Here is a 17,356-nt window from a genome sequence, read left to right as displayed (position 1 = left end):
TAAAACAGTAGTCGAGATTGAAATATAACTACCTTAGTTCACGCAGAAAATAAGTCATGTTTTTAGCAAGTTTCTACGTAGGTGAAGATTTTATCACCATTTTATGGCAAACCCATAGAATGATCTAAAAACACCTTTTTCTACAAGCTGATTTTTTTTACCAGACATGAAAAATGCACCCCTAACATGATAGCAATTCATCGTGTTAAAGGGTGCATGATTCCTAATCAATTATTAAAATTGAATATTTTATAGAACGCGTACAGCTCCTTTCGCTGCACTTGTTGTATGCATTGCATAAACTTTTAACGCTTTTGATACTTTACGTTTACGTTCTTCTTTCGGATGCCAGCCTTTCGCTTCTTGCACTGTACGGCGATGCGCCATAGTTGCATCATCAACGTTTAAGTGAATGGTACGGTTTGGAATATCGATTTCAATGGTATCGCCATCTTCAACCAAACCAATTGCACCACCTTCAGCTGCTTCTGGTGAAACGTGACCAATCGAAAGACCTGATGAACCACCAGAGAAACGACCATCTGTTACCAATGCACAGTCTTTTCCTAAACCTTTCGATTTAAGATAGCTAGTTGGGTACAGCATTTCTTGCATGCCTGGACCACCACGTGGACCTTCATAACGAATCACAACAACATCACCAGCTTTAATATCATGACCCAAAATTGCGTCTACAGCCGCATCTTGGCTCTCAAATACACGCGCTGTGCCCGTAAATTTCAAGATTGATTCATCAACACCCGCAGTTTTCACGATACAGCCATCAAGCGCGATGTTACCGTATAGAACTGCTAAACCACCATCTTTAGAGAATGCATGTTCTGCATTACGGATAACGCCTTTTTCACGGTCGCCATCTAACGTTGAATAATAGCGATTTTGCGAGAATGCAACTTGCGTTGGCACACCACCTGGTGATGAACGATAGAATTCATAAACGTCTGCATCTTCAGTACGAATAATATCCCACTTATCCAACGCATCTTTTAAAGTTTTCTCGTGTACAGTCGGTACAGATACGTCAAGCAACTTCGCACGATCAAGTTCGCCCAAAATAGCCATAATACCGCCAGCACGATGAACATCTTCCATATGAACGTCTTGTTTTGCAGGTGCTACTTTCGACAATACAGGAACTCGACGTGATAACTCGTCAATATCGTCCATTGTAAAATCAACTTCTGCTTCACTTGCCGCAGCCAATAAATGCAGAACGGTATTGGTTGAACCACCCATTGCAATATCAAGGGTCATCGCATTTTTAAATGCAGCCTTGGTTGCAATCGAACGAGGTAAAATACTTGCGTCGTTTTGTTCGTAATAGCGCTTAGCCAATTCAACAATAAGTTGGCCTGCTTTTAAGAATAGTTTCTTACGATTTGCATGTGTCGCAACAATCGAACCATTACCCGGTAAAGATAGACCTAAAGCTTCTGTTAAACAGTTCATTGAGTTTGCAGTGAACATACCTGAACATGAACCACAGGTTGGACATGCCGAACGTTCAAATTCTTCAACTTCTTCGTCTGTATAACTTTCATCAGCCGCAACAACCATTGCATCAACAAGGTCAATCGCTTTTTCATTACCGCGGAACTTAACCTTACCAGCTTCCATTGGTCCGCCAGACACGAAAACAACAGGAATATTCAGACGCATCGCAGCCATGAGCATTCCCGGAGTAATCTTGTCACAGTTTGAAATACACACCATGGCATCTGCACAGTGTGCATTCACCATATATTCAACTGAGTCAGCAATCAAATCACGTGATGGTAAAGAATAAAGCATGCCGTCATGCCCCATTGCGATCCCGTCATCTACTGCGATCGTATTGAACTCTTTAGCAACACCACCTGCTGCCTGAATTTCTGCTGCGACAAGCTGCCCTAGATCTTTAAGATGTACATGGCCCGGCACAAATTGAGTAAATGAGTTGACCACCGCAATAATCGGTTTGCCGAAATCCTCATCTTTCATTCCTGTTGCACGCCATAAGCCACGTGCGCCAGCCATATTTCTTCCGTGTGTCGATGTTTTTGAACGATAGTCAGGCATTAGTGTTTCCAACAAGTTGTGCTTGAGCGGAATTTTTCCCGCTCTGGCGGATGATACTGATATAGCGTTAGATCAGTCGGAATATTGACTCATCATCATAATTTGATCATTCTCCATTCTATAGAAGCAAATAATATTCTGAAAGCCAAGAACAGTAATAGACAGTCAATATTTAGCAAAACTTACATGAATAATTTTTTATTTTTTCATAACCTTTTTTTATCAATAAAAGTTTTTCAATAATTTTTTGTTCACTATTTAAAAACTAAAATGCTCAATCGCCATGAGTTTAGGGCTTCAATCGTTTTTCACGTATACTACGCCTAAACTCTTTTTGGATTGCATTTGTGAAAATTATTTTTGCTGGCACCCCCGAATTTGCTGCAACAGCATTGGCGGCTTTATTAAAAACTTCCCATGAAATTATCGCGGTTTATACTCAGCCAGATCGTAAATCGGGTCGTGGACAAAAACTAACGCCATCTCCCGTAAAACAACTTGCACTTGAGCATAATATCCCTGTTTATCAACCTCTTCACTTCAAAGCTTCAACCGAAGAAGGGTTAGCAGCTCAACAAGAACTGGCAGCTTTAGGCGCAGATGTGATGGTGGTTGCAGCCTATGGTTTAATTCTTCCACAAACTGTGCTCGATACACCTAAATATGGTTGTTTAAATATTCACGGTTCATTATTACCACGCTGGCGTGGAGCAGCACCAATTCAACGTGCGATTGCAACGGGTGATGACGAAACTGGTATCACCATCATGCAAATGGCTGCTGGTTTAGATACAGGCGATATGATGTATAAAACATACTGCCCAATCACTGCCGAAGATACCTCAGCGACTTTGCATGACAAACTCGCCGCTCAAGGTGCAACAGCAATTTGTACGGTACTTGAGTCAGAAGAAACACTACAAAAATATTTGGCAGAACGCGAAGTTCAAGACGAAAGCTTAACGGTCTATGCTCATAAGCTCATAAAATCAGAAGCTCGTATTGATTGGTTAATTGATGCTGTTCAAGTTGACCGAAATATTCGTGCATTCAACCCTTGGCCAGTTGCCTTCATTCAGTTAGATGAAAATAATGCTCTGCGTGTCTGGAACTCTCTAGTTTCTAGCCAAAGCAAAGCGAATGCTCAAGCTGGTGAAATTATTGCAATCGATAAACAAGGTGTGCATGTTGCCTGCGGTGAAAATACATTTATTTGTCTGACTAGTGTGCAGTGGCCGGGTGGTAAAGCATTAAACGCTCAACAAATTGCACAAACTCAAAAACTTCACGTAGGACAAATTTTGCCATGAGTCAGGTTACCTCAAATTCCTCACGTTTTAACCTGCGTGCTCAAGTCGTCCAGACATTATTAAAAGTTCAGCAAGGCCAATCACTCGCTAGTATTTTAAATACACAGCTGAATCAGGTCGCAGAGCGTGATCGTGCTTTGTTTCACGAACTTGTTTTAGGCACATTGCGCCAATGGTTTGCACTTAAATCAATTAGCCTACCTCTACTCAGCAAGCCTTTAAATAATGAAACAGTAGAAACTTGTCTTTATGTTGGTCTTTATCAAGTTTTATGCACGCGTATTGCAGCACATGCTGCTATTTCAGAAACAGTAGATGCGACAAAACAACTTGGTTTCCCTGCACTCAGCGGCATTGTGAATGCAATTTTACGCAGAGCTACTCGTGAAACTGATGACTTTCAGCAAGGTTTACAGCAGGCGCATGGCTTACCAAGTTGGCTTTTCAAACGCTTAAAAAAGGATTGGGGTGAACAAACGGAATCTCTCTGCCAATCTTTGAAGCAAGTCGCTCCTTTAACCTTAAGAGTGAACCAGCGTCCTATTGGCCGCGATGCTTATTTAGCAAAATTACAGAGTTTAGAAATTCAGGCACGTGCATGTACTTTGTCTGAGACAGGTATTGTTCTTGAACAGTCTGTACAAATTACTCAACTACCCGGTTTTGAACAAGGTTGGTTTTCGGTACAAGATGAACACGCTCAGCTTTGCGCAACATTATTGCCAGATTTGAACGATAAAATAGTAGTTGATGCTTGTGCTGCCCCAGGCGGTAAAACTGCTCATTTACTTGAAAAATTTAAACCTGCTCAGCTCATTGCGATTGATCAGGACCCAAGCCGTTTAGTGCGTGTAACTGAGAACTTAAATCGCTTAGCACTTGATCAAAGTCATACAGAGATTTTAGCAGCCGATGCAACTCTATGGGTACCTGCACAGCCAGTAGATTGTATAGTGCTCGATGCACCTTGCTCTGCTACAGGGGTTATTCGTCGTCATCCTGACATACGCCTATTACGCCAATCTAGTGATATAGCTCAAACGATTGAGCTACAAAAGCAGATCTTGGACCACATGTGGCAACAACTCAAAGTTGGCGGTACATTGCTTTACATCACCTGTTCAATTTTAAAAGCTGAAAATGAACAGCAGATGATGAAATTTTTTGCTGAAAATCCAAATGCAAAAGAGATTAAAATTGAAGCCGATTGGGGAATTGAGCAAACCTATGGTCGCCAATTACTGCCAGAAGCGCAGTCTGGTGATGGGTTTTATTATTGTAAAATCCAAAAAATTGCATAAAAAAAAGCAGGCTTTAAGCCTGCTTTTTTACTCGATCAGCATTAAAGTGTGTGCTGATCTTTTACTTCTTCTAAAACGTCATCTAACTCTTCAGGATGTTTCGATAAATGGATAATGGATAAAGCCAAGCCGCCCCATAAAAACACCATCGAAATTACCATCATCACGATTGCTGAAGTATTCATTATTCTATCCTCCTAGCGATCTTTCATTTTGCTTAAAACGATTGCAACGACTGCACAGAAAATCACGCTTCCCCAGCCGAATACACCTTGTAAGCTCATACTATAAGTATCATAGCCATTTTTGATCAAATTAAATACAGTCATACTGAGTGTAGTTAACAAGATTAATGATGTAATGACTGTTAAAGTGAAATCCCATCCCTTACCTAATTGAATAGTTGAGATGCGATTAACGTGATCACGAAGTTCCATTAGAGCAGAACGTTTAAACCAAGCCACGGTAATAATAGAAAGTAAAGCACCGCCAATAATACCGATGTTATTGATAAAGTGGTCAACGATATCAACCAGTTTAATTGCGTTTACACTTGAGAATAAAATAATTGATACAAGCGCACTACCACCACCAATAATGGTTACAGCTTTTTTACGACCCCATTTCAATTTATCTTGCATTGCTGCAATAGGTACTTCCAAAATACTCACCATCGAAGAAATACCAGCGACGAAAAGGGAAGAGAAGAATAAGAAGCCAAATAAATCGGCACCTGCACCTAAACTTGAAATAATTTTAGGGAATGCAATAAATGCTAATCCAATCCCGCCACTCACCACATCTTTAACTTCAGTACCTGCAGCATGTGCCATAAAACCAAGCGCTGCGAAGATACCAATACCAGCCAAAATCTCTGTTGATGCATTTGCAAAACCAACGATTAAACCAGAACCTGTTAAATTCGTTTTTGGTTTCAAATAAGATGCATAAGTCACCATGATCCCGAAACCGACAGAGAGGGAGAAGAAAGTATGGCCATAAGCCGCTAACCAAACTTTATAATCCATCATTGCTGACCAGTTCGGCGTAAAGAAAGCATTTAAGCCTTGAACCGCGCCTGGTAAACGTAATGATTGAATCACTAAAATAGTGAAGAGAATAAATAATAAAGGCATGAAAATCTTATTTGATAATTCCACACCTTTTTTCACACCACCATAAAGAATGATTAAAGTAAGTGCCCAAATCCCAACAATCGGCCAGAATAAATGGCCTACAAACTGTAAATCAAAACCAGTTGCTTTTGTGGTTTGCAAATAGGTATTAAAGAAGAAACCTTCTGGATCACTTCCCCACATTTGGCCAATAGAGAAATAAACATAACTACCAGCCCAAGTGAGTACACTTGCATAGTACAAACCAATGATGATACAGACACAAACCTGCCACCAACCTAAAGTTTCTCCGCCTTTAAATAGGGCACGATAAGCTTTAGGCGGGGAGTTAGTACTACGATGACCTACCGCATAATCTAAAAATAGCAACGGTAAACCAGCAGTAATGAGTGCCAATAGATAGGGAATAAGAAACGCACCGCCACCATTTTCATAAGCAACGTATGGGAAGCGCCAAATATTACCTAAGCCTACAGCCGAACCAACGGCTGCAATAATAAAACCAGATCGTGACGTCCAGTTTTCACGAGAATCTGTCATAGAACACCTAATGTTAAAAGATTACTTATTTTTACTGCTATTGTTGATTGTTATTCCGCATGCAAAAAAAGAACCAAAAAATACTTTTGTGTTTGTAGAAAATAAAAAGCACCTTTTGAGTATTTTTATTCCCTTAACAAACAAGCAAAAATAGAAAATTCTTCCTTAAAGATTTTTGTCCATTTTTTGCCCCTATATAGCTGAACAATACCTGTTTTTATTTCTTTTTACTGTAATTTCCGTCAGAAATTTTACGAATTTTCTGAGTTTTTTTCACAATTGGTTATTTTTCAGCTAATATTTACGTTCTACTACTTGTAGCTCAACATTATTGTTCAATGACATTTTCTGCCAACTCTTAAAAAAGCTCCTTTAATTACTCAACTTATCCACTAATTTATTTTTAACTCTCCAGTTATCAATTAAAATTTAATAAGTCCGATAGGATTGACAAAATTTATACTAAATTTTCTAAAAGATTAAATTCATTTAAATTAGATAGAAAATATTAATTCTTTGAAATAAATAAACTTTTTTAAGGATAAAAAATTTACTCATATCACACACCTCAGATCTTTATTTTTTATCAATGCATCTGTAGCAAGATGTCTATATCATGCGCTCAAAGATTTCTTTTATGTGGATGTAAAAATGAAAATATTAAAAATATCTTTATTAACGCTCGGGATGGGCTTAAGTGGCTTTGCTCAAGCAGACTTCGTAGGAATAAAAGGAGACGTCGGTTACTGGTTTTATGACGGTAAAGCGAATATGTCTTCTCAATCATCCGAAGATCAAGACTTAGACCAAAAAGGTAGTGCTCAAATCTCATTAGCAGTAGAGCACCCAATTCCATTTATTCCCAATGCCAAAATTCGTTATGTAAATTTAGATACCGAAACTAAATCAGAAACTTTAGGTCAAGCCAATTATAAAGTTGATTTAGATCATAGCGATTTTATCCTCTACTACGAGTTACTAGATAATATCGTAAGTGTAGATGCTGGTCTTGGTGCCACTGTATTAAATGGTGATATTACTGCGTATACAGGTAAGCGCGTGGATATTGATAAAACATATCCTATTGCTTATTTGTCAGGTGAAGTAAAACTTCCATTTACAGGCTTAAGTGCTAAAGGTGAAGCAACTTATACAAACTTTGATGATGCACGAATTACAGATGCACTGGCAGAAGTAAAATATAAATTTGCAGATAACCTACTCATTGATCTGGGTCTAACAGCAGGCTATCGCGTACTTAATATCGACTTAGATGACTACGATAACAATGACCTTAAATTTGAGTTTAAAGGCCCATATGTAGGCTTGGAAGCACACTTCTAAATTAGAATTTCAGAAATAAAAAAGAACTCTATATGAGTTCTTTTTTATTTAAATCATATCTACATAACCTAAATATTTTCGAATCCTTTGGCACCACGCTTGAATATTTGGATATAGCTCCAAATCAAAACCACCTTCCTCCGCGATATGCGTGTATGCATACAAGGCAATGTCAGCAATGGTCAGTTCATTTCCAACAAGATAGTCGTGATCTACTAAAGCTTTATCCATAATAGATAGTGCTTTATGGCCTTTTGGCTGTAAATTATGGTATTCCTCTATTCTTTCTGGTGGTAACCCTAAATATTTATTAATAAAACGAGCAACTGCAATAAATGGTTCATGACTATACTGCTCAAAGAACATCCATTGGTACATTTTTGCTTTAATAAAAGGATCTGTAGGAATAAATTTTGTTCCTTCAGCCAAGTAACCTAAGATAGCATTCGACTCACTCAAAACACGACCATCTTCTAGGACTAATACAGGTATTTTTCCATTAGGATTTAAGGACAAAAAATCAGCTGATTGAGTTTCTTTGTTTAAAATATCAATGTGGATCCATCTATGATTAATATTTAATAAGGAAAGTAATAGTTTTATCTTATAGCAGTTACCCGAACCGACATCACCATAAATTATCATAGATGCTCTTCCCTTATTATGCATACTTAAAACATTAATTTTCTTATTATTTATAGCACAACTCTTCCTTAGTATTTTTATATTTATTCCCCCCAAATATATTTTAGGCATAAAAAAACACCCCCATTCATTGGAATGGGGGTGTTTGTAATAATGAGCTGGCGATGACTTACTCTCACATGGGTAACCCCACACTACCATCAGCGCTAAGAGGTTTCACTTCTGAGTTCGGGAAGGGATCAGGTGGTTCACTCTTGCTATGGTCGCCAGCACAACTGTTTATGGATACTTGCTTCGTTTTATTCACTGTGTGATACGTTGCGTTTTCCAAATCTTTACAGATGGGCTGATTGAATCTGATTTTTCGTTGTTCATTTTAGCTAAGTGTTTAACTAAATCAAGTTGCTTTGCATATTTATGAATCGATTGATGCTTCATATACAACTGCTTGGGTGTTGTATAGTCAAGCCTCACGAGCAATTAGTATTGGTCAGCTTCACATATCACTATGCTTCCACATCCAACCTATCAACGTCCTAGTCTCGAACGGCTCTTTAGAGGAATAAATTCCTAGGGAAATCTTATCTTGAGGTAGGCTTCCCGCTTAGATGCTTTCAGCGGTTATCCCTTCCGAACATAGCTACCCGGCGATGCGACTGGCGTCACAACCGGTACACCAGAGGTTCGTCCACTCTGGTCCTCTCGTACTAGGAGCAGATCCTCTCAAATTTCCAGCGCCCACGGTAGATAGGGACCGAACTGTCTCACGACGTTCTAAACCCAGCTCGCGTACCTCTTTAAATGGCGAACAGCCATACCCTTGGGACCTGCTTCAGCCCCAGGATGAGATGAGCCGACATCGAGGTGCCAAACACCGCCGTCGATATGAACTCTTGGGCGGTATCAGCCTGTTATCCCCAGAGTACCTTTTATCCGTTGAGCGATGGCCCTTCCATACAGAACCACCGGATCACTAAGACCTACTTTCGTACCTGCTCGACTTGTGGGTCTCGCAGTTAAGCGCGCTTTTGCCTTTATACTCTACGCGTGATTTCCGACCACGCTGAGCGCACCTTCGTACTCCTCCGTTACTCTTTAGGAGGAGACCGCCCCAGTCAAACTACCCACCAGACACGGTCCTCGTCCCGGATAACGGGACAGAGTTAGAACCTCAACATTACCAGGGTGGTATTTCAAGGACGGCTCCATTGGAACTAGCGTTCCAACTTCAAAGCCTCCCACCTATCCTACACAAGTAAGGTCAAAGTTCAGTGTCAAGCTGCAGTAAAGGTTCACGGGGTCTTTCCGTCTAGCCGCGGGTACACTGCATCTTCACAGCGATTTCGATTTCACTGAGCCTCTGCTGGAGACAGCGCCGCCATCATTATGCCATTCGTGCAGGTCGGAACTTACCCGACAAGGAATTTCGCTACCTTAGGACCGTTATAGTTACGGCCGCCGTTTACTGGGGCTTCGATCAAGAGCTTCGCTTACGCTAACCCCATCAATTAACCTTCCAGCACCGGGCAGGCATCACACCCTATACGTCCACTTTCGTGTTTGCAGAGTGCTATGTTTTTAATAAACAGTTGCAGCGGCCTGGTTTCTGCGGCTGTCGTCAGCTCAGGAAGCAAGTTCCATCACCAACAACAGCGTACCTTCTCCCGAAGTTACGGTACCATTTTGCCTAGTTCCTTCAGCAGAGTTCTCTCAAGCGCCTTGGTCTACTCGACCTGACCACCTGTGTCGGTTTCGGGTACGATTCCTGTGTAACTGAAGCTTAGAGACTTTTCCTGGAAGCATGGTATCAGCCACTTCACTGTACAAGTACAGCTTGCTATCGGATCTCAGTATAGAGTACCCCGGATTTGCCTAAGATACATACCTACATCCTTCCACCTGGACAACCAACGCCAGGCTGACTTAACCTTCTCCGTCCTCTCATCGCATTACACAGAAGTATTGGAATATTAACCAATTTCCCATCGACTACGCCTTTCGGCCTCGCCTTAGGGGTCGACTCACCCAGCCCCGATTAACGTTGGACTGGAACCCTTGGTCTTTCGGCGAACGGGTTTTTCACCCGTTTTGTCGTTACTCACGTCAGCATTCGCACTTCTGATACCTCCAGCATACTTCTCAATACACCTTCATCGGCTTACAGAACGCTCCCCTACCACTTGACTAATGTCAAATCCGCAGCTTCGGCACATAGTTTTAGCCCCGTTACATCTTCCGCGCAGGCCGACTCGACTAGTGAGCTATTACGCTTTCTTTAAAGGGTGGCTGCTTCTAAGCCAACCTCCTAGCTGTCTATGCCTTCCCACATCGTTTCCCACTTAACTATGATTTTGGGGCCTTAGCTGGCGGTCTGGATTGTTTTCCTCTTGACTACGGACGTTAGCACCCGCAGTCTGTCTCCCGGATAGTACTCATAGGTATTCGGAGTTTGCATCGGTTTGGTAAGTCGGGATGACCCCCTAGCCGAAACAGTGCTCTACCCCCTATGGTATTCGTCCGAGGCGCTACCTAAATAGCTTTCGGGGAGAACCAGCTATCACCAGGCTTGATTAGCCTTTCACCCCTATCCACAAGTCATCCCCTGGCTTTTCAACGACAGTGGGTTCGGTCCTCCAGTTAGTGTTACCCAACCTTCAACCTGCTCATGGATAGATCGCCTGGTTTCGGGTCTATACCCAGCAACTAAACGCCCTATTAAGACTCGGTTTCCCTACGGCTCCCCTATACGGTTAACCTTGCTACTGAATATAAGTCGCTGACCCATTATACAAAAGGTACGCAGTCACACCACGAAGGTGCTCCCACTGCTTGTATGCATGCGGTTTCAGGATCTATTTCACTCCCCTCACAGGGGTTCTTTTCGCCTTTCCCTCACGGTACTGGTTCACTATCGGTCAGTCAGGAGTATTTAGCCTTGGAGGATGGTCCCCCCATATTCAGACAAGGTTTCACGTGCCTCGCCCTACTCGTCATCATTATGTGTGCCCTTTCGTGTACGGGAATATCACCCTCTACGTTCGCACTTCCCAGAGCGTTCCACTAAAACACACATAACTTAATGGGCTGATCCCCGTTCGCTCGCCGCTACTGAGGGAATCTCAATTGATTTCTTTTCCTAAGGGTACTGAGATGTTTCACTTCCCCTCGTTCGCCTTGCAACACTATGTATTCATGTTGCAATACCTACCTTAAAGTAGGTGGGTTCCCCCATTCAGAAATCTCCGGATCAAAGGATATTTGCCGCCTCCCCGGAGCTTTTCGCAGGCTATCACGTCTTTCATCGCCTCTGACTGCCAAGGCATCCACCACATGCACTTAATTACTTGACTATACAACCCCAAACAGTCGTCAACACCTACAAGTGAGTGTTGTCCGTGCGATTCTTCATCGCTACTATCTGTTGTCTGTGTACTTAAACACTGTACAGCTTCAATCTAAATTCACATACCAAAACGCTTGATTCAGTTAATTTGCTAGTTCTCAATTCATTTAGATTAATTGCTTAATCCAAACTCTTGAGTGAACAATTTATTTCAGACTCAATTTTGCCAATCTGTTAATGAATAAACACGCCTTCGTCAGGTCATGCTTAATACCGTGATACTTAAATCACAGAAGTTAATAAACCAAGATCTAAATCTCTATTTACTAATTTCTGTAATCCGAACTTCTCTTAAGTTCTGGTGGAGACTAGGAGAGTCGAACTCCTGACCTCCTGCGTGCAAAGCAGGCGCTCTACCAACTAAGCTAAGTCCCCAGCTTACATCATCAGTCATGTATCTTTTATCTATAACTTCAACCAGTCAAAGTCATGGTGGGTCTGACAAGACTTGAACTTGTGACCCCACGCTTATCAAGCGTGTGCTCTAACCAACTGAGCTACAGACCCTCAGATACATCTATGAAGAACAACTTGTTGTGGATTCTTACCAATCGTCAATCTTTCGTTAAGGAGGTGATCCAGCCGCAGGTTCCCCTACGGCTACCTTGTTACGACTTCACCCCAGTCATCGGCCACACCGTGGTAACCGCCCTCTTTGCAGTTAGGCTAGCTACTTCTGGTGCAACAAACTCCCATGGTGTGACGGGCGGTGTGTACAAGGCCCGGGAACGTATTCACCGCGGCATTCTGATCCGCGATTACTAGCGATTCCGACTTCATGGAGTCGAGTTGCAGACTCCAATCCGGACTACGATCGGCTTTTTGAGATTAGCATCCTATCGCTAGGTAGCAACCCTTTGTACCGACCATTGTAGCACGTGTGTAGCCCTGGCCGTAAGGGCCATGATGACTTGACGTCGTCCCCGCCTTCCTCCAGTTTGTCACTGGCAGTATCCTTAAAGTTCCCGACATTACTCGCTGGCAAATAAGGAAAAGGGTTGCGCTCGTTGCGGGACTTAACCCAACATCTCACGACACGAGCTGACGACAGCCATGCAGCACCTGTATGTAAGTTCCCGAAGGCACCAATCCATCTCTGGAAAGTTCTTACTATGTCAAGGCCAGGTAAGGTTCTTCGCGTTGCATCGAATTAAACCACATGCTCCACCGCTTGTGCGGGCCCCCGTCAATTCATTTGAGTTTTAGTCTTGCGACCGTACTCCCCAGGCGGTCTACTTATCGCGTTAGCTGCGCCACTAAAGCCTCAAAGGCCCCAACGGCTAGTAGACATCGTTTACGGCATGGACTACCAGGGTATCTAATCCTGTTTGCTCCCCATGCTTTCGCACCTCAGCGTCAGTGTTAGGCCAGATGGCTGCCTTCGCCATCGGTATTCCTCCAGATCTCTACGCATTTCACCGCTACACCTGGAATTCTACCATCCTCTCCCACACTCTAGCTAACCAGTATCGAATGCAATTCCCAAGTTAAGCTCGGGGATTTCACATTTGACTTAATTAGCCGCCTACGCGCGCTTTACGCCCAGTAAATCCGATTAACGCTTGCACCCTCTGTATTACCGCGGCTGCTGGCACAGAGTTAGCCGGTGCTTATTCTGCGAGTAACGTCCACTATCTCTAGGTATTAACTAAAGTAGCCTCCTCCTCGCTTAAAGTGCTTTACAACCATAAGGCCTTCTTCACACACGCGGCATGGCTGGATCAGGCTTGCGCCCATTGTCCAATATTCCCCACTGCTGCCTCCCGTAGGAGTCTGGGCCGTGTCTCAGTCCCAGTGTGGCGGATCATCCTCTCAGACCCGCTACAGATCGTCGCCTTGGTAGGCCTTTACCCCACCAACTAGCTAATCCGACTTAGGCTCATCTATTAGCGCAAGGTCCGAAGATCCCCTGCTTTCTCCCGTAGGACGTATGCGGTATTAGCATTCCTTTCGAAATGTTGTCCCCCACTAATAGGCAGATTCCTAAGCATTACTCACCCGTCCGCCGCTAAGATCAGTAGCAAGCTACCTCTCTCCGCTCGACTTGCATGTGTTAAGCCTGCCGCCAGCGTTCAATCTGAGCCATGATCAAACTCTTCAGTTAAAATCATTTTGTACCTTATTTAAAGACAAGGTACCAATTCTGGCTCATCAATTACTGACTTAAATTTCGCTCAAATAAACTTCGAGTAATTTAAACCAATCAATCAATGAAAATTATTTCGATTAATCAATCAGTAAAAATCCACACAAGTTGTTCTTCAATTCTCTTAATGATCTTCTTCCTGGTTCGTCACCAGCAAGCTAGGTCGGCTATATTACTCTTAATCTCTTAAAAGTCAACAGGTAATTTCGATATTTTTAAAACTTATCTCTCAAACCAACTTACCATCAAATTCATCACTTAAAGCAACCAACTCAATTCCAAGTAACTGTTTTTCAACAAGTTTCTATCTGCATCACCGCCGATGGATGTGCATTATAGACCATTAAATTCCCTTTGCAAGGGGTATTTCAGCCTTTTTCACTTGAGTGCCGTTTTTTTCTACTATTTTGCGAAAAAAGTGATATATATGGCTTTTTTTTAGGCATTTTCACTACCTTTTATTAGTTTTTATATTTAAGAATTTGGGACATTTTTAATTTTCTATGTCTTTAATAAAGTTTATAGACATATATAGTCCCTTAATTCCAAAGATTCCAAAGATTCCAAAGATTCCAAAGATTCCAAAGATTCCAAAGATTCCAAAGATTCCAAAGATTCCAAAGATTCCAAAGATTCCAAAGATTCCAAAGATTCCAAAGATTCCAAAGATTCCAAAGATTCCAAAGATTCCAAAGATTCCAAAGATTCCAAAGATTCCAAAGATTCCAAAGATTCCAAAGAAATAATAGAGTAAACACTCTATTCCCAGCTATATTTCTTCTTACTTTTAACTTACTTCATTTATTATTAATTATGTTTAGATGGTTCCACGTGGAACGCTTAATTGGTTTTGTGATCCAGAAATAAAAAAAGCAGGATTACTCCTGCTTTTTTAATCTATAACTTTTTTATTAGTCAGTGAAAATTACACGTGCAATTGCTTTTTTACCTGATTGAATAATAAAGCTTCCTTTTTCTTTTACAGAGAAGCTTGCATCAACAGCATTCCAGTCAACTTTTACCGCACCACGAGCAACCGCATCTTTTGCCGCAGCTGCATTTGGGTTTAGCCCCGCTACACGTAAAATCGTAGCAATAAAGATTTCTCCTCCAAACTCCCCAAGTGAAATAGTCACTTCTGGTGTGTCTTTAGGTACTTCACCTTCTGTAATACGGTTACCAGCACTCTTATGGGCATTAGCAGCAGCTTCTGCATCATGGAAGCGTTCAACTAACTCAAGTGCAAGGATGCGTTTTACTTCTTGCGGATTACGACCAGCAGCAATTTCATCTAATAAAGCTTTGATCTCATCAAGAGATTTGAAGCTTAATAAATCGAAATAGCGTTCAATTAAAGAGTCTGGCATTGATAAAACTTTTTGGTACATTGCCCCTGGTGTATCAAATACACCAATATAGTTACCTAAAGATTTAGACATTTTATTTACGCCATCTAGACCTTCTAGAATCGGCACAGTGATACATACTTGAGATTCTTGGCCATAACGGCTTTGTAAAGTACGACCCATAAGTAAGTTAAAGGTCTGGTCTGTACCACCTAACTCAACGTCAGCTTCAAGCGCAATTGAGTCATAACCTTGAACTAAAGGATATAAAAACTCATGAATTGCAATTGGCTGATGGTTGCTATAACGCTTAGTAAAGTCATCACGCTCTAACATACGTGATACGGTTTGCTGACTTGCTAATTGAATAAGGTCAGCAGCAGACTTTTGATTAAACCATTCTGAGTTAAAACGTACTTTTGTTTTATTCGGATCTAATATCTTGAAAACTTGTTCTTGATAAGTTTTAGCGTTGGCTTCTACTTGTTCACGTGACAACGGCGGACGAGTTGCGCTTTTACCAGTTGGGTCACCGATCATCGCTGTATAGTCACCAATTAAGAAGGTAACCTCATGGCCCAAGTCTTGGAAAGTTTTTAGTTTATTAATAAGAACCGTATGTCCTAAATGTAAATCTGGTGCTGTAGGGTCAAAACCAGCTTTAATTTTAAGAGGGCGATTCTCTTTAAGCTTTTTCAGTAAATCTTCTTCTGAAATAATTTCGTGCGTGCCTCGTTGGATGAGGGCAAGCTGTTCTTCGGCGGGCAAGAAATTTGACATCACAAAACCTAAACACATCAGTTATTCAATTTGTGCGATATACTAACATTTTTTCAGCGTCTTGCAGGGGAAGTTGCATATGAGCGCAATCTATATCGGCGTAATGACTGGCACTAGTATGGATGGTGTGGATATTGTTGCGGCTTCATTTGAGCCACTACAGCTTCATGCCACTCTTACAGTTCCATTCGAACCCGAGTTACGTGATGAGCTTATGGCATTAACTTTACCTGATGACAATGAAATTGACCGCATGGGTAAAGCTGATGTTGCTCTAGCTCAAATGATTGGTCATGGGATTAATACTCTCATTGAAAAGCACCAATTAGACCGTAGCCAAATAAAAGCAATTGGTTCGCATGGACAAACTATTCGTCATCGTCCAGAACATGGCTTTACGCTACAAATTGGTGATCCAAACATTATTACTGAAATTACTCAGATTCCGGTTGTTTCAGATTTCCGTCGTAGAGATATGGCAGCAGGTGGTCAAGGCGCGCCATTGGTTCCGGCTTTCCATCAAGCATTATTTCAACATCCAAGTATTCATCGTGTAATTTTGAATTTGGGTGGTATTGCTAATGTGAGTATGCTGCCTGCCAATAACAGTGACGGCGTATTTGGTTTTGATACAGGACCTGCAAATATTTTGATGGATGCGTGGTGTCATCGCCATACAGGTCATCCATATGATGAAAATGGTGATTGGGCTGCCTATGGTCACCCTATTCGCTCTTTACTCGACCGTCTCCATGCCCACGAGTATTTTTCTAAAGAACCACCTAAGAGCACAGGACGTGAAGACTTTAATATTGATTGGTTAGATGATCAGTTAATCGATTGGCGAAATGATTTAACTTACGATGAGTTAGAAGATACCCCTGAAAACATTCAAGCAACCCTATTAAAACTTACTGTGCGTGCCATTCAAAAAGCAATTTATCGTTCTGAGATGGAAACAGGTGAAGTATATGTCTGTGGTGGTGGTGCTTATAACTCTTATTTGTTAGAACAATTACGTTGGCGTTTACGTAAACATAATTGGTCTGTTCAACCTACCGATGTGTTAGGACTTTCCCCTACTTGGGTCGAGGCTACAGCATTTGCATGGTTAGCAATGCGCTTTGTAGATGGTTTAAGTGGTAATTTGCCAGCAGTAACAGGTGCTTCGGATTTCAGAATTCTAGGTACGATCACGGCGGTATAAAGCTATTTATCGATTTGATTGGTCAGATTCGACCTCATAGCACATTTACTGACCCGAAATGCTGTTATGTAAATGAGCATAAGAACTCATGATAAATGCCAACAAAAATGATTTAAGGC

General features: G+C 41.6%; 11 protein-coding genes, 2 tRNA genes and 3 rRNA genes. 5 read left to right on the top strand and 11 right to left on the bottom strand.

Annotation, left to right across the window (positions count from 1 at the left end):
• Positions 1-249 precede the first annotated feature (249 nt).
• The gene (ilvD, locus tag ACYU0V_RS00140) at positions 250-2,079 is read right to left on the bottom strand and encodes a dihydroxy-acid dehydratase (protein ID WP_068564699.1); all 1,830 of its coding nucleotides are present in this window, start codon (positions 2,077-2,079) and stop codon (positions 250-252) included.
• 347 nt (positions 2,080-2,426) lie between these two features.
• Here ilvD and fmt point away from each other — a divergent pair, with 347 nt between their 5' ends.
• On the top strand, positions 2,427-3,389 hold the full coding sequence (fmt, locus tag ACYU0V_RS00135) for a methionyl-tRNA formyltransferase (protein WP_262441984.1): 963 nt from the start codon (positions 2,427-2,429) through the stop codon (positions 3,387-3,389).
• Positions 3,386-4,690: a 16S rRNA (cytosine(967)-C(5))-methyltransferase RsmB gene (gene rsmB, locus ACYU0V_RS00130; RefSeq protein ID WP_461848595.1), complete on the top strand. Its 1,305-nt coding sequence runs from the start codon at positions 3,386-3,388 to the stop codon at positions 4,688-4,690. The genes fmt and rsmB overlap by 4 nt, the downstream gene beginning before the upstream one ends.
• A 41-nt stretch (positions 4,691-4,731) precedes the next feature.
• Here the strand turns inward: rsmB and ACYU0V_RS00125 are convergent, their stop codons facing one another.
• Positions 4,732-4,875: a methionine/alanine import family NSS transporter small subunit gene (locus ACYU0V_RS00125; RefSeq protein ID WP_002119126.1), complete on the bottom strand. Its 144-nt coding sequence runs from the start codon at positions 4,873-4,875 to the stop codon at positions 4,732-4,734.
• A gap of 12 nt (positions 4,876-4,887) precedes the next feature.
• The gene (locus tag ACYU0V_RS00120) at positions 4,888-6,366 is read right to left on the bottom strand and encodes a sodium-dependent transporter (RefSeq protein WP_086375991.1); all 1,479 of its coding nucleotides are present in this window, start codon (positions 6,364-6,366) and stop codon (positions 4,888-4,890) included.
• 639 nt (positions 6,367-7,005) lie between these two features.
• Here ACYU0V_RS00120 and ACYU0V_RS00115 point away from each other — a divergent pair.
• Positions 7,006-7,710 carry a TIGR04219 family outer membrane beta-barrel protein gene (locus ACYU0V_RS00115; protein WP_461848592.1) on the top strand — a complete coding sequence of 235 codons (705 nt, stop codon included), beginning with the start codon at positions 7,006-7,008 and terminating at the stop codon, positions 7,708-7,710.
• Positions 7,711-7,758: 48 nt separating this feature from the next.
• On the opposite strand, the gene ACYU0V_RS00110 is transcribed toward ACYU0V_RS00115, so the two are convergent.
• From ACYU0V_RS00110 to ACYU0V_RS00080, 7 genes are all read right to left on the bottom strand, one after another.
• Entirely contained in the window at positions 7,759-8,355 is a 597-nt protein-coding gene (locus tag ACYU0V_RS00110) for a glutathione S-transferase family protein (RefSeq protein ID WP_274862076.1), read from the bottom strand.
• A 156-nt stretch (positions 8,356-8,511) separates the two neighbouring features.
• Positions 8,512-8,626, bottom strand: a 5S ribosomal RNA gene (gene rrf / locus ACYU0V_RS00105).
• Between the two features lie 32 nt (positions 8,627-8,658).
• The gene (locus ACYU0V_RS00100; RefSeq protein WP_447512500.1) at positions 8,659-8,793 is read right to left on the bottom strand and encodes a hypothetical protein; all 135 of its coding nucleotides are present in this window, start codon (positions 8,791-8,793) and stop codon (positions 8,659-8,661) included.
• Between the two features lie 21 nt (positions 8,794-8,814).
• A 23S ribosomal RNA gene (locus ACYU0V_RS00095) occupies positions 8,815-11,705 on the bottom strand.
• A 352-nt stretch (positions 11,706-12,057) separates the two neighbouring features.
• Positions 12,058-12,133: transfer RNA gene (locus tag ACYU0V_RS00090), tRNA-Ala, on the bottom strand.
• Positions 12,134-12,188: 55 nt separating this feature from the next.
• Positions 12,189-12,265, bottom strand: a tRNA-Ile gene (locus tag ACYU0V_RS00085).
• A 59-nt stretch (positions 12,266-12,324) separates the two neighbouring features.
• Positions 12,325-13,862, bottom strand: a 16S ribosomal RNA gene (locus ACYU0V_RS00080).
• Together the 16S, 23S and 5S rRNA genes with 2 tRNA genes alongside form the textbook arrangement of a ribosomal RNA operon.
• 545 nt (positions 13,863-14,407) lie before the next feature.
• On the opposite strand from ACYU0V_RS00080, the gene ACYU0V_RS00075 reads away from it, so the two are divergent.
• Entirely contained in the window at positions 14,408-14,650 is a 243-nt protein-coding gene (locus ACYU0V_RS00075; RefSeq protein ID WP_461848591.1) for a hypothetical protein, read from the top strand.
• A 165-nt stretch (positions 14,651-14,815) separates the two neighbouring features.
• Here ACYU0V_RS00075 and tyrS read toward each other — a convergent pair whose 3' ends face one another.
• Positions 14,816-16,048, bottom strand: coding sequence for a tyrosine--tRNA ligase (tyrS, locus tag ACYU0V_RS00070; RefSeq protein ID WP_274862218.1), 1,233 nt, complete (start codon positions 16,046-16,048; stop codon positions 14,816-14,818).
• 61 nt (positions 16,049-16,109) lie between these two features.
• On the opposite strand from tyrS, the gene ACYU0V_RS00065 reads away from it, so the two are divergent.
• Complete coding sequence (locus ACYU0V_RS00065) at positions 16,110-17,237, top strand: anhydro-N-acetylmuramic acid kinase (RefSeq protein ID WP_017386211.1); 1,128 nt, start codon at positions 16,110-16,112, stop codon at positions 17,235-17,237.
• The last annotated feature ends 119 nt before the right edge of the window (positions 17,238-17,356 follow it).

It is taken from the genome of Acinetobacter sp. X9, assembly GCF_054889255.1.
This window is presented reverse-complemented; position numbering and strand designations above follow the sequence as displayed.

Coding starts and splice junctions, on each gene's coding strand:
- ilvD (WP_068564699.1), bottom strand. CDS start 2,079: ATGCCTGACTATCGTTCAAAAACATCGACACACGGAAGAAATATGGCT.
- rsmB (WP_461848595.1), top strand. CDS start 3,386: ATGAGTCAGGTTACCTCAAATTCCTCACGTTTTAACCTGCGTGCTCAA.
- ACYU0V_RS00125 (WP_002119126.1), bottom strand. CDS start 4,875: ATGAATACTTCAGCAATCGTGATGATGGTAATTTCGATGGTGTTTTTA.
- ACYU0V_RS00120 (WP_086375991.1), bottom strand. CDS start 6,366: ATGACAGATTCTCGTGAAAACTGGACGTCACGATCTGGTTTTATTATT.
- ACYU0V_RS00110 (WP_274862076.1), bottom strand. CDS start 8,355: ATGATAATTTATGGTGATGTCGGTTCGGGTAACTGCTATAAGATAAAA.
- ACYU0V_RS00100 (WP_447512500.1), bottom strand. CDS start 8,793: ATGAAGCATCAATCGATTCATAAATATGCAAAGCAACTTGATTTAGTT.
- ACYU0V_RS00075 (WP_461848591.1), top strand. CDS start 14,408: ATGTCTTTAATAAAGTTTATAGACATATATAGTCCCTTAATTCCAAAG.
- tyrS (WP_274862218.1), bottom strand. CDS start 16,048: ATGTGTTTAGGTTTTGTGATGTCAAATTTCTTGCCCGCCGAAGAACAG.
- ACYU0V_RS00065 (WP_017386211.1), top strand. CDS start 16,110: ATGAGCGCAATCTATATCGGCGTAATGACTGGCACTAGTATGGATGGT.